Annotated in this window: 10 protein-coding genes; 4 read left to right on the top strand and 6 right to left on the bottom strand. The window is 71.8% G+C overall.

Annotation, left to right across the window (positions count from 1 at the left end; all coding sequences use genetic code 11):
- Nucleotides 1–105: 105 nt before the first annotated feature.
- From ABZ855_RS39970 to ABZ855_RS39985, 4 genes are all read left to right on the top strand, one after another.
- Nucleotides 106–987, top strand: a complete 882-nt coding sequence (locus ABZ855_RS39970; protein ID WP_360816015.1) for an NAD(P)-binding domain-containing protein — start codon at nt 106–108, stop codon at nt 985–987.
- 27 nt (nt 988–1,014) lie between these two features.
- Nucleotides 1,015–1,779 (top strand): SDR family oxidoreductase, encoded by a 765-nt coding sequence (locus tag ABZ855_RS39975; protein ID WP_360816018.1) that lies wholly within the window; start codon nt 1,015–1,017, stop codon nt 1,777–1,779.
- Nucleotides 1,780–1,847: 68 nt separating this feature from the next.
- Nucleotides 1,848–2,402: a glycoside hydrolase family 25 protein gene (locus tag ABZ855_RS39980; protein ID WP_360816022.1), complete on the top strand. Its 555-nt coding sequence runs from the start codon at nt 1,848–1,850 to the stop codon at nt 2,400–2,402.
- 115 nt (nt 2,403–2,517) lie between these two features.
- A complete protein-coding gene (locus tag ABZ855_RS39985; protein WP_360816024.1) occupies nt 2,518–3,213 on the top strand; it encodes a Crp/Fnr family transcriptional regulator in 696 nt (231 codons plus the stop codon).
- A 31-nt stretch (nt 3,214–3,244) separates the two neighbouring features.
- Here ABZ855_RS39985 and ABZ855_RS39990 read toward each other — a convergent pair whose 3' ends face one another.
- The 6 genes from ABZ855_RS39990 to ABZ855_RS40015 form a co-directional block, all read right to left on the bottom strand.
- Complete coding sequence (locus ABZ855_RS39990; protein ID WP_360816027.1) at nt 3,245–5,170, bottom strand: hypothetical protein; 1,926 nt, start codon at nt 5,168–5,170, stop codon at nt 3,245–3,247.
- Nucleotides 5,170–6,825 carry a protein phosphatase 2C domain-containing protein gene (locus ABZ855_RS39995; protein WP_360816030.1) on the bottom strand — a complete coding sequence of 552 codons (1,656 nt, stop codon included), beginning with the start codon at nt 6,823–6,825 and terminating at the stop codon, nt 5,170–5,172. Before ABZ855_RS39995 ends, ABZ855_RS39990 begins: the two co-directional genes overlap by 1 nt.
- A gap of 1 nt (nt 6,826) precedes the next feature.
- Complete coding sequence (locus tag ABZ855_RS40000) at nt 6,827–7,507, bottom strand: hypothetical protein (protein ID WP_360816033.1); 681 nt, start codon at nt 7,505–7,507, stop codon at nt 6,827–6,829.
- Between the two features lie 68 nt (nt 7,508–7,575).
- Nucleotides 7,576–9,507 carry a hypothetical protein gene (locus tag ABZ855_RS40005; protein WP_360816036.1) on the bottom strand — a complete coding sequence of 644 codons (1,932 nt, stop codon included), beginning with the start codon at nt 9,505–9,507 and terminating at the stop codon, nt 7,576–7,578.
- Nucleotides 9,504–11,852 carry a hypothetical protein gene (locus ABZ855_RS40010; RefSeq protein ID WP_360816039.1) on the bottom strand — a complete coding sequence of 783 codons (2,349 nt, stop codon included), beginning with the start codon at nt 11,850–11,852 and terminating at the stop codon, nt 9,504–9,506. The genes ABZ855_RS40005 and ABZ855_RS40010 overlap by 4 nt, the downstream gene beginning before the upstream one ends.
- Entirely contained in the window at nt 11,849–12,682 is an 834-nt protein-coding gene (locus ABZ855_RS40015; protein ID WP_360816042.1) for a hypothetical protein, read from the bottom strand. Before ABZ855_RS40015 ends, ABZ855_RS40010 begins: the two co-directional genes overlap by 4 nt.
- Between the last annotated feature and the right edge of the window lie 138 nt (nt 12,683–12,820).

Here is a 12,820-nt window from a genome sequence, read left to right on the forward strand (position 1 = left end):
TGCTCCCGATTACCGGCCGGTGAGCGGTCGATGGACGCGGCGAGATTCCTCCCCGGCACGCTGCCGGAAGCGAGTTCCACTGTTGGCCGATGGAAAGAGATATCCGTGTCGCGCAGCAACCAAAGTCCGGTCACCGTCCTCGGCCTGGGGATGATGGGCACCGCCCTGGCCACCGCCTTCGTACGGAACGGCAACCGCACCACCGTCTGGAACCGTTCCGCGAACAGGGCGGACGCGCTCGTCGCGCAGGGCGCGGTCGCCGCCCCCGGCGTCAGGGAGGCGATCGCGGCGAGCCCGGTCATCGTGGCCTGCGTCTCCACGTACGAGGTGCTGAACGGGCTGTTCGCCGATGCCGCCGACGAGCTCAAGGGCAAGGTCGTCGTCAACCTCACCTCGGGCACCCCCGAGGACGCCCGGGCCGCCGCCGACTGGGCGGAGCGGCACGGGGTGCGTTATCTGGACGGCGCCATCATGGCCGTACCGCAGATGATCGGCCTGCCCCAGGCCCTGATCTTCTACGCCGGCCCGCAGGAACTGTTCGCCGGGCACGAGGAGTTGCTGAAGCCGCTCGCCGGCACGGGTGTGTACCTCGGCGAGGACACCGGGGTCGCGATGGTCTACGACCTCGGTCTGCTGTCGCTGCTGTGGTCGAGCCTCGCGGGCTACTTCCACGCCGTGGCGCTCGTCCAGTCGGCCGGGGTCTCGGCGGAGGCCTTCACGCCGTTCGCCGCCGGCTGGATCGAGCATGTCATCAGCCCGGCGCTGGCGCAGAGCGCCCGTGAGATCGACTCGGACAGCTTCGAGACCGAGGTCTCCAGCCTCGACGCCAACAGGGCCGCGATCGAACATCTGGTCGCCACGAGCAGGCAGTTGGGCCTCGACAGCGGCCTCTCGACCTCGATCCAGACGCTGATCGAGCGTCGCGTCGCACAGGGTTTCGGCAACCACAGCCTGGCCAGCCTGGTCGAGGCCTTCAAGCAGGGCTGACCGACCATCGAAGGAGAAGGACAACCCATGAGTGTTCACACGGGCAGGAAAGCCGTGATCACCGGCGGTACGCACGGCATGGGCCTCGCGATCGCCAAGGCCCTGGTCGCGGGCGGCGCCGAGGTTCTCGTCACCGGCCGCAACGAGAAGAACATCGAGGAGGCCAAGGCCGCCCTCGGCGTCGACGCACATGTCGTCCGGTCCGACGCCGCCGACCTCGGCGCCATCGACGCGCTGGGCAGAACCGTCGAGGAAAGGCTCGGGCACGTCGACCACCTGTTCGTGAACGCCGGCACGGCCGTCCTGGAACCGCTCCAGTTCGTCACCGAGGAGTCGTACGACCGTCAGTTCGGCCTCAACACCAAGGGTGCCTTCTTCGTCGTCCAGCGCCTCGTGCCGCTCGTCAGGGACGGCGGGTCGATCGTCTTCACCAGCTCCATCGCCGACCACGGTGGCACGCCGGGCATGAGCGTCTACTCAGGTACGAAGGCCGCGCTGATCTCCTTCACCCAGGTCTTCGCCGCGGAGCTGCTGCCGCGCAATATCCGCGTCAACGCCGTCAGCCCCGGTTTCATCGACACCCCGAGCATGGGGATCCCCGGGCTGAGCGCGGAGGAGAAGGCCGGATTCATGGCCCTCGGCGACGAAATCACCCCGATGAAGCGGCACGGCCAGGTCGACGAGGTGGCACGCGCGGCCCTGTATCTGGCTGTCGACGCCACCTACACCACGGGCGCGCGTCTGCCGGTCGACGGTGGTCTCGGGCAGGGGCTCTCGTACCCGCAGCAGTGAATTCCCTGTGCGAAGGTGGGTAAGCGTTGAACTCCTGTCCCCCCCACCGGCACTTCAGGGAGCACCCCATGCTGCGCGGCATAGACGTGAGCGCGTACCAGTCCTCCACCTATGACACGGACGGCCTCTCCTTCGTCTTCGTCAAGGCGACCGAGGGCCGTTCGTACGTCAATCCCAAGCTCGCGGCCCAGACCAAGCGGGCCCGCGACGCCGGTTGTGTGGTCGGCTTCTACCACTTCCTGTGGCCGGGCAATCTGACCGCCCAGGCCGAGTACTTCGTCGGCAAGGCCCCGGACAGGCCGGGCGACATCCTCGCCGTCGACTGGGAGACGACGGGCGAGGGCACCCACGCGTCGAACGCCGAGAAGGACAGCTTCATACGCAAGCTGAAGAAGCTGCGGCCGGACAACCGGGTCGTCCTCTACTGCAACCGGAACTACTGGCTCAACGTCGACACGACCTCCTACGCGGGCGACGGGCTGTGGATCGCCGACTACGTCTCGGCCGGCAAGCCCCGCATCAAGGCCGACTGGACCTTCCACCAGTACACCGACGACCCGGTCGACACGAACGTCGCCGACTTCGCGACCAAGGCCGCGCTGAAGGACTGGGCCACCGTCTGAAGATCCCGGCACCGTCGACTGACGGGTACGGCCGACATATCCTCTGCTCCACAGCACGGCACATCGCAACAAGGCACAGCACGGCACAGCCGCACACCTGGACCGGGGGCGCTCCATGGCCGAGTCGGGCACCGACAGCCGCCGTCCGGCCACCTTCTGGGAGGCTCTCGACCCCGCCGACCGGGATGCCCTGCTGCGGGTCGCGACCCGGGTGACTCTGCCCGCCGACGAACAGTTCCTGGCGCAGGGGGAGGACTCCGACCATCTGGTGGTGCTGCTGCGCGGCTGGGTCAAGGTCGTCGCGCAGTCGCACGCCGGCTACCGGGCGCTGCTCGCCCTGCGCGGCCCCGGTGAACTCCTCGGCGAGCAGGCGGGGTTGGAGCGCAGGCGCCGCTCCGCCTCCCTGCTCACGGCGACGACGGTCGACCTGCTGCAGCTGCCCGCCGTCCGTTTCAAGGCGCTGGCCCGTGCCAGCGCCGGAGTGGCGGCGGCGCTGGAACAGACCCTGTCCGGGCGGCTGCGCGAGGCCGACCTCCAGCGCACCGGCATCACCGAACCGGTCCCGGTGCGCCTCGCCGCGCTCCTCCTAGACCTGGCCGAACGCTGCGGGCATCCCGACCCGGACGGCACCGGCGTACGCATCAGCCTGCCGCTCTCGCAGGACGATCTGGCGGGGCTGGTGCTCAGCTCGCGGCGTACGGTGAGCCGGGTGCTGGAGCAATGGCGGGGACGGGGCTGGATTGTGACGGGACGTCAGTCGCTGCTGATCCGGTCGGTCGATCAGCTGAAGGGGCAGGCGTTCGGGGGATGAACGTCAGGAGGTGACCGTCAGGAGGTGACCGTCAGCAGGACGAGTAACTCACCCCTTCCTTGGGCGCCTTGAAGATGCGGTAGCCCTTCGTGTAGGTCAGCTGGTAGGTGATCGTCCAGTCGTCGCAGGTGTCGTCGGGGTTCGAGGCGGGGCCGTAGCCGGGGTCCTGCGTGCTGCGGAAACTGACCGTGGCGAGGGTGTACGTCCCGTCGCTCGACAGCTCGGTCAGCTCGATGTCGGACTCCTGCGTCGTGCTCATCTCCCGCGCCCACCCCTGTCGGCTCTTCGCCGAATCCACGTTCACCACACGGGAGTTGGGGTCGTAGGCGCGTACCGCCTTGTCGTAGTCGCGCTTGTTGATCGCCCCGTAGAAGTGGGCGAACATCGTCGCCACCGCCCGTGCCCTCCGGTCGTCGACGACCTGCGAGAAGTCGACGTTCGCTCCGGGAGCCTCGGCCCGGTCGACCGGCTCCGGCTCCGGCTCCTTCGGCGGGTCGCTGAGGCCGGGTGCCGACTTGACACTCGTGTCCGGCGTGGACGACGACGATGACGACGAGGATGAGGATGAGGAGTCCGTGGGCGAGCCGTCGCTGGCCGCGTTGTCGGAGTCCGGTGCGTATCGCGAGGCGCCCAGCCACACGCCCACGGCGACCAGCAGGGCCACGACCACACCGATGGCACGGCCGGCCGCCGAGACGCCGGGGGTGGACGGCCGCGCCGTGTAGGGCGTGTACGGCGTCGACTGGGCCGGCTGGAACGGCTGGTTCGGTTGGTTCGGTTGGTTGGGCTGGTTCGGTTGGTTGGGCTGGTTCGGTTGGTTGGGCTGGTTCGGTTGGTTGGGCTGGTTCGGTTGGTTGGGTTGGTTCGGTTGGTTGGGCTGCGGGAACGGCGTCCCCGGGCCCTGGTACGGCCGGTTCGTGCCCGGCGAGGGGAACTGGAACCCGGTGGTCGGCCGCTGCTGCGGCGGTTGCTGCTGCGGCTGCGTGACCGGTGGACGCTGCTGCGCCGACTGCTGTTGCGGCCGGGGCCGGGGCGGCGGTGGCGGTGGCGGCGGAGGCTTCTGCTTCTGCTGGGCGCGGGTCTGCTCCAGTGCCCGCAGCCAGTCCGACATCGGCGGGCGGGTGCCCGGATCGGAACTTCTGCTGCGTTCGGCGAGGTTGGCCAGAGCCGACGACACGTTCCGCAGCCCGGTGAGGTCGGTGCTCGACTGGTGCCGGTTGAAGAGCCTGGTGGCGATCAGCCCGAACTTGTACGTGTCCGAGGCGGGCGTCGCCTTCGCGTTCTCCGGGACGTGCCAGTCGTCGGTCTCCACCTGGGGCAGGACGTCCTTCCCGGCCAGCCGCATCGAGTCGCAGTCGATCAGCAGGCACTTGGGAGAGGGGTCCAGCATGAACAGGACGTTCTTCGGGGAGAGGTCACCCACGGTCACCCGGTGCCGGTGAAGGCGGTTGATGGTCGCCGCCAGGTCGATGAGCAGCCGCAGCCTGCGCGCGTCGTCGACGTTCAGTCCGAGCGACTGGGTGTAGCCGTCGGCGTTGAGCAGGAACTCCATGCCCTGCGGTTTCACCTTGCCGAGCGCGCTGCTGTCGAGCTCGAACTCCTCGGTGATCCGCTGCATCAGGAACCCGGTCACCTTCGTGCCGGGGTTCTCGCTCGGCGACGGACGCGTGGGCCGGTCGCCGGTGTAGACGAGCGCGATCGGCCAGGTCAGCCGCTTGTCCAGGAAAGCGTGGTCGTGCCGGTCGGTGCGGCCCAACTCGTCGAAGAAGTAGACCAGTTGGTAGAGGGCGTCGGGGTCGCTGGTCACCGACGGCAGGTACTCCTTGTACGCGAGGTACTCGCCGGCGAACTTTCCCGGCGGGTCGGGCACCGCGTACACCACCCCCTGTCCGCCGTCGCCCAGCCGGTTCGCCGCGAGGTCGCCGAGCTTGTCCCGGCCTACCCAGGAGATCGTCATCAACTGGGGCCTCCTGGCGCGTCGTTCCACGGCCACAGGGCGATCAGCGTGCGGTCGTCGTCGTAGGTCTCCCGGGAGAAGTCGAGCAGGTGGGCGAAGCCCAACGGTGGTACGGGGGTGCGCAGTCCGTAGTAGAAGTGGCGGGCCACAGCCCCGTACCCGTCGCCGAGCGGGTCGCCGAAGCCGTCCGTGCCGACCAGCAGGACCGTGAGCTGCTCGAGGGCGAAGGACAGCGGACGGACGACTCCGGGTACGAAGGGCAGCGGATCCACCGTCGAGGAGTACAGCCCGTCCGAGCCGGCCCCTTTGCCGCCCGTCAGCCGGTAGAACTTGTCGTGCTTGATCTGCCAGGCGCCCGAGTCGCCGATCGAGATCAGGTGGACGAAGACGCCCTGGTCGGTGGGGGTCGCCGTGCCGGCCACCAGGGTGGTCGCCAGCAGATCGGCGGTCTCCTCGGGGCCCGCGTCCGGGCGGTGCAGGATGCGGCGGGCCTGCTCGACGAGCTGCCAGTGGACGGTGGACAGCAGCTTGTCCCAGTCGGCGACATAGCCGGCGCCCTCGCCCCTGACCTGCTTGAGCATCTCGTCGACGGCGCTGCGGCAGGCCAGTTGGGAGCCGATGTGCGGCTGGCGTGCGCTGGAGACGCCGTCGGCGACGGCGAACACCACGGTCCCGGTGTCCTCGTCCCAGGCCGCCGCCGCGTCGTCCTCGCGGGGCCGGCCCTCGTACCGGTGCTGGTTTCCGCGTACGGAGGCGAGACGCAGGGCCATCTTCCCCGTCTGCCAGCCGTCGCAGACGGTGTCCGGACGGTAGGACAGCCCGCGCGGCGGCACGGTCTCGAACGGCGGAACGGGCTTCCCGACGACGATGGGCCGCCAGTGCCCGGCGAGGTTCATCCCTACGGGTGCCTCCGGCGGCTCAGCCAGCGGTGCCTTAAGCGGCCGGCACGCCGACTCCGGCGCCTTCTCCGTGCCGGGGGCCGGGCCGGAGGCCGCGCTGGGGGGCATCCCGGGGCCGGCCCCTGGGCCCGTGCCGGAGGCCATGCCGGGGCCGGTCCCGAGGCCCGTGCCGGGGGCCGGGCCGAAGGCCATGCCGGGGCCGGTGCCGGGGCCGGTGCCGGGGGCCGGGCCGGAGGCCATGCCGGGGGCCGTGCCGAGGCCGGTGCCGGGGGCCGTGCCGGGGCCGGTGCCGGGGGCCGGGCCGGAGGCCATGCCGGGGCCGGTCCCGAGGCCCGTGCCAGGGGCCATGCCGGGGGTGGTGCCGGGGCCGGTCCCGAGGCCCGTGCCGGGTGCCATGCCGGGGGCCATGCCGGGGGCCATGCCGGAAGCCGGGCCGGAGGCCGGGCCGGGGGCCATGCCGGAAGCCGGGCCGGGGCCGGTCCCGGGGCCCAGGCCGGAGGCCATGCCGGAAGCCGGGCCGGAGGCCACGCCGGAAGCCGGGCCGGGGCCGGTCCCGGGGCCCAGGCCGGAGGCCATGCCGGAAGCCGGGCCGGGGCTGGTCTCGGGGGTGATGCCGGGGCCGGGGGCGTTCGGGGCGTCGGTCGTGCCGTTGGCGTGGTGGGTCGTGGAGTCGCGTGCCGGGTCGGGCCGCCCGGCGGGGGCCGGGCCGTCGGGCCGCCGCTCCGTCTCGCTCTGCCGCCTGCCGAACCGGACCATGTCAGATCACATCGATCGCGACGGTGAAGCCTTCCGGCTTGTCGACGGTGAGCTGCGGGTTGGCCGAGCCGAGCGAACGGCCCGAGGCGATCACGCTTCTGGTGAGCGCGGTGCAGAACTTGGCGATGGCGTCGCCGACTTCGACGCCCTTGTTCACGATGAACCCGAACTCGGGCTGCGTGGCGACCGCGTTGATGATCGCCGCGTCGGCGTCCTCGATGCCGACGGCGATGATGTTGGGCGCGCCCAGGGTCGACTGGCGGTCGGTGAGCCGGTGATGTGCGCTCTGCCAGTCCTCGCCCCGGTTGGGCAGCCCGTCGCTGAAGAAGAACACGGCGGGCCGGTGCACCTGGTAGCCCTCCGCCTTGAGGCTCTGGATGTCGGCGGGGATGCGGGTGATCAGGTCCTGGAAGGCGGTGGCGTAGCTGGTCATGCCGCGGGTGGTCAGGAGGGGGAACTCGCCCGCGCCGCGCAGGTCGACGAGATGGACGCGCTCGATCACGTCGTCCGAGAAGCCCAGGACGGAGAAGCGCACCTTCGCCGCGGCCATCGGCTCACCGAGCAGCGCCTGGTGCAGGGACCGCAGGCCGTCGTTCAGGTCGTCGATGTGGTGGATCATCGACCCCGACTCGTCGGCCAGGACGTAGACGGGAAGCAAGTGCCCCCGGTTGCTTTCGATCATCGTCACTTGTCCTTACCTGTGCTTGTCTGATCTTGAACTGTTCCCTTGTGCCGCTCTCGGCGCCGTCGTCACAGCGCGTCCTCCGCCGCCCGGAACCCGTCCGGCGCCGCGAGGCTGAACTGCGGGTCGCCCGCGCCCAGGCGCTGCCCGTAGCCGACGATCGTGTCCCGCAGGAAGGAGGCGACGCTGTGGGCGGCGGACGCGGCGTCCTGGTGCGGTGCCGCCATGAAGCCGAACTCCGGACGGGTGGCCAGCGTCCGTACCGCCGAGGCCTCCGCGTCGCCCAGGCCGAGGGCGATCATGTGCGGGGCGATCGAGTTGCCGCCCTGATCGACGAGTTCGGCGTACGCGCCGCGCCAGCCGGTGCCCTCGTCGGGGGTGCCGCCGGTGAGGAAGAAGACGATCGGCCGCAGCACCTGCGTACGCTGCGTCTTCACCAGGGCGACGTCCTGCCGCAGCAGCGCCTGGAGGGTACGGAAGGCGTGGGCGTACGACAGTCCCGGGCGCCCGGTGAGGATCGGGGTGCGGGTGCTGGGCAGCACGGTGTCCAGGGGCAGCCTGAGTTCCGTGGCGGCGGCCATGCCCAGTACGCACAGCCGCAGCGCGGCGGAGACGGCCGGGGCGCCGGAGAGCGCGGCGTGCAGGGAGGCGAGGCCCCGGTTGAGTTCGTCGAGGGAGCCCCGGTCGAGGGACTCGTCGAGGACGAGATAGATGAGGGCGGCGCCGGAGAACGCGGCCGGGGCGGGGCCCTGTGCCGAGGAGCCGCTCGGCTGGACCGGCACGACCAGCGTGGGTTCGTACACCTGCGGTTGTCCCGGCGGCCCGTATCCCTGCCCCGGTTGTCCCGGCGGCGCGTATCCCTGCTGCGGATGTCCGGTCTGGGGCTGACCCTGTTGCGGGTAGCCCGGGTGCGGCTGTGCGGGCGGCGGCTGCTGCTGGGCGGGCGCCGGCCCCGGTGCCTGGGGTGGGGCCGCCGCCGTGAGCTGGGCCGGGGCGGCGGTGGCGGGGGCGTCCCACGGGCGGGCGCCCGGGAGCGCGGGCGGGGCCGCGGCCGAGAGGGGGACGTGGCCGCCGGTGGCCATGCCGACCTGGCCGGTGAGCTGTTGGCGCAGCAGGTCGAGGTCGCCGGCGACGATGAGCCCCTTCTCGGCCATCACCTGGAACAGGCCGAGCGCACGCTGGTTCTGGAGTTCGGCGGTGGCCATCCGGGCCGCCTCGAGCTGGCGGCTCATCTCGAAGGCGCCGGCGGCGTCGCCCGGGTGGGTGATCAGGTAGTGCCGGATGAGGCCCTCGCTGTTGGTGAGCATGCCCTCGAAGGCGTCGGCCTGGCGTTTCGTGGACTCGATCTCGTAGCTCTGTTTGATGGCGTCGAGCTGGCCGCCCCGGTGGGCGCCGCCGACCGCGGGCACGTGTTCGGCGGAGTCGCGGCGTTCCTTCCAGTCGGCGTCGATCAGCGACTCCAGGAAGGCCAGCGCCTTGCTGTCGGGGCGTACGGAGACCCGGCAGCCGTCGATGACGAGCCCTTGGGAGAGGGCGGTGGGGGCGGCGCAGAGCTGGTTGAGATGGCGCTGGAGGCCGAAGGAGTCCTCGATGGAGAACCGTTGCCCCGCGCCGTGGAACAGGCTGATCAGGTGTCCGTGGACGAGGGGCAGCGGGTCGGTGAGGCCGGAGCGGACGAACTCCTCGGCGCCCCGCCAGCCGTCGACGCGGAAGGTGAAGGAGAGGGTGACCTCGAAGGCGTGGACGCCGTCCCGGGAGACCAGGGGGTTGTTGCGCAGGACCGCGCTGCGGTTCTGGGGGCGCATGTCGACCTCGTACCGCGTGCGGTAGCGGGAGAAGACCTGCTGGCCGGGGGTGAGGGGACGGCCGTCGATGCAGACGACCTCGCCGGAGGCGGTGGCGTAGACGACGGCGAGGTGGGGTTCGCGTGCCTTGGTGGGGCCGACGGCGAAGCGCGGCACCGGCGACTGGTTGACGATCAAGGACACCGGCTGGGTCACCGGGCACCTCCTGGCCGATCGGGCGGAGCGGGCGGAGCGGGCGGAGCGGGCGGTCTCAGTCGTAGGGCGCTGGTGAGGACGGCCGCGGAGCGGGGCAGGGGACGGAAGTTGTCGCGTTCGTTCCAGTGGGAGACATGGCGCTGGAGGATCTGGCCGGCGCGGGGACTGCGCGCGGCGACGTCGTCGACGAGGATGCGGACCAGGTCGTCCAGGAGGAGCGGATCGTTCTCGGCCTGGGCGGCCCATTTCTGGAGTACGGCCTCGGCCTCCTCGCCGAAGAGTTCGCCGCCGATCACCTCGGCCCACAAGTAGCCGAGCAGGCGCCGCAGTTCACCGCCCGGCACGTCGGTGGCGGCCAGCCGCAGCAGGGTGGGGCGGCTGCGCGGGGCGATGCCGGGGCTCGGGGGTTCCTCGGAGAGGAGGGTGTCGGCGAGGATCAGGAAGACGAGGTGTCCGCAGGCGCGGCTCTCGGCGGTGTGGGCCATCTCGGCGACGGCGCGCAGGACGACGAGGGCGTGCGCGGCGAGGTCCTCCTCCAGCAGGTCGGCGAAGCTGTCGCCGATCGCGATGGCGACCTGGATGTTGTCGACGGTGCCGAGCCGGGTGAGCGCCGAGACGGCGGCGGTGAGGTCGGCGCCGCCGAGGCAGAGGCCGTAGGCGCGGGCGGCGGCGGCCTGGTACTGCCAGACGTCGCTCAGGTACCAGCCGTCGACGAGCGCCCGGACTCCGCCGCGCAGGGCCGGATCGCGGGCGCAGACCTTGAGGGCGTATCCGATGGCCTCGCGGCGCTGCCAGCCGCTGTCCTCGTCGAGGGCCCAGCCGGCGAAGACCTGGTTGGCGATGTACTCGAAGGCCTCGGTGGCGATGAGCCCTAGTGCGGTGCCGGCGAAGCTGCGCACCTGTTGGGTGGGCGAGTCGACCAACTCGGCGAGCCAGCCGACGAGTTCGCGCTGGATGCGGTACTCGGACCAGACGTGCCGGATGATCCGGGGCGGGTAGGCGGGGTCGCGGTACTCGGCGACCGTGCACGGCAGCCGGCCGAGGCTGCCCCGGGTGACGGCGCCGACGGTCCGGGCGCGTAACTTCTCGGCGAGCAGCCGCCGGGACTGGGCGAACGGGTCGTGCCGCAGGGGTACCGGACCCTGCTCGACGCTGGGGGTGAGGATGCCGCGTTCGCTGCGGAACCACTCCAGGAGCAGGGTCGCGGCGAGGGCCACGTCCTCCTGGGGGAGCCCGCCGAGGACGGCGAGGGCAACGGCCTGGGTGCGCAGCACGGTGTCACCGAGGCCCTCGAACCACTCCTCGGGTGTCTCACCGCCGGCCCGGTCCATCCGGGTGCGCACACGGTCGGTGTCGATGGCGCCGGCCTTGTGCTCGTGCGCGAGCACCTCGGCGAGCCTCGCGGCGTCGCGGCAGGCGGCGGTGTCGTCGAGGAGTTCGGCGGCGAGGTCTGCGACACCGGCGGCGGCGAGCGCGCGCTCGGCCTCCAACTCGCCGATCAGATGCGCGAGATGGGCCGACAGTACGGCGTCCAGTGTGCCGGGGCGGTCGATCCGCCGTACGTACTCGGCTGCCCCGCGCCCGAGTTCGGCCTCGGGTCCGGCGATCAGCACGAGCCGGGCATCGGCGCGGCGCAGCAGCTCCTCCAGCCCCTGGAGCAGGGAGCCGCTGAGTTCGTCCAGGTCGGGCGGCCGGTCCAGCAACAGGCCCGCTCCGCTGCCGAGTTGCCTCAGATCGGTGAGCCGGCTCAGTTCGGCGACGGAGTCCAGCAGGTACCAGGCCTTCACCTGGGCGGAGATCAGCAGCCGCACCCCGGCCGCGGTCTTGCCCGCCCCGCCGGGACCCCGCAGCACGACGGACCGCCGCTGCCAGGCGTCGGCCAGTACGTCGTCCCAGCGGGGCGGCGGCCGGAAGGCGTGCCGGACGGTCTCGACGGTGGTCGCGGACAGGGCCCGCAGGACGACGTCCCGCTGGCCCGCCGCGACCTGGACGACGATCTTGTCGCCGTGGACCCGGTCCCCGCCGATGTGCGTCCACGCCTCACGCAGTGTCCCGGCGCGCAGACTGCCCTGCCCGGTGCGGTTGGTGGCCCCTCTGGCCCGGGACCCGGCCCCGACGTTGTCGCCACCGCCGCCCGGCTCCCCCGACTGAGCACCGCTGTCGCCGCCCGCCGGGCCGCCCTGTCCGTCGCCGCCCGGCGGAGGTCCGGCACCGTCACCGGCGTTGCCGCCGGGCTGCGGCGCGGGCGCGCCCGCCGGTGCCGGACCGGCGGGGGACGGCGCGGGCGCCGGGGCGGGAGCGGCGGCGGGCGCGGGGCCGGGCGCCGGGGCGCCGGGCGTGCTCATCTCTCGTCCGCGGGCATGTTGACGTAGTACACGTTGCCCGCCACCTCGTCGCGGCCGACGACCTTCGCTCCGTCACCGACGGCGATCTGGCCGCCGGTCACATCACGTGCGGTGAGCGTGGGCGGCGGAACCGGGCTCCCCGTGCCGATTCCGCCGCCGGCTCCTCCCGCTCCGCCGCCCGGGGCCTGGGCTCCCCCGATTGCCCGGCCGGGCGGCTCCCCCGGATTCGCGGGAAGTCCTGGTGGCGCCGCGTAGCCGGGTACGGTGACCCAGCCGCGGCGCGGTTCGCCGTGCTTGGTGACGAAGTCGGCGGGCAGGTAGGCCGCCGGGTCGATGCCCGGGTAGCCGCCCAGCACGACCGACGTGTGGACGTTCTCCGAGACCACCAGCACGAGCAGGGCCCGGCGCGCCTCGGCGAGGACCTGCTTGACGGGGCCCGCGTCGACCAGCCGGGCCAGGTCGTTGATGGCAGCGCCGGTCCAGCGCTTGCCCTCCCGCCGCACGAGCCCCTGGTTGAGGCCGACCCGCAGCCGCATCCGGTGGACCTCGTTGTACTTCGCCCGGTGCGCCAGCAGCGCGTCGTCCAGCCCGCGCTGGAGTTCCCGCAGCAGCCTGACCGGGCTGGTCTCCACGGGGACCAGCATGAGCATCCCGTCGCCGCGGTCCTGCACCCGGCAGTCGGCGTAGGTGAGGCCGGCCCTGCCGAGTGCGAGCGCGACCACCTCGTACAGCTCATCGTGCAGGGTGGCCTGGGCGTTCTCCGGACGCAGACTGAAGTCCTCGATGTCGATCAGCACGATCCAGTAGCTGACGGGGTCCGGCGACACCATGTCCGTCCTCCTGTGCTCCGGGCCGGGGCATCGAACGTCCCGGCCCATCCATGCAAGGGCCATACATCAACAGTGTCTACGCCAACTGGCGCACAGTGTGGCTGATTTGACACATCGGCATCTTTTCCGACATGACGC

It is taken from the genome of Streptomyces sp. NPDC047042 (assembly GCF_040644035.1).
Classification (GTDB): Bacteria; Actinomycetota; Actinomycetes; order Streptomycetales; family Streptomycetaceae; genus Streptomyces.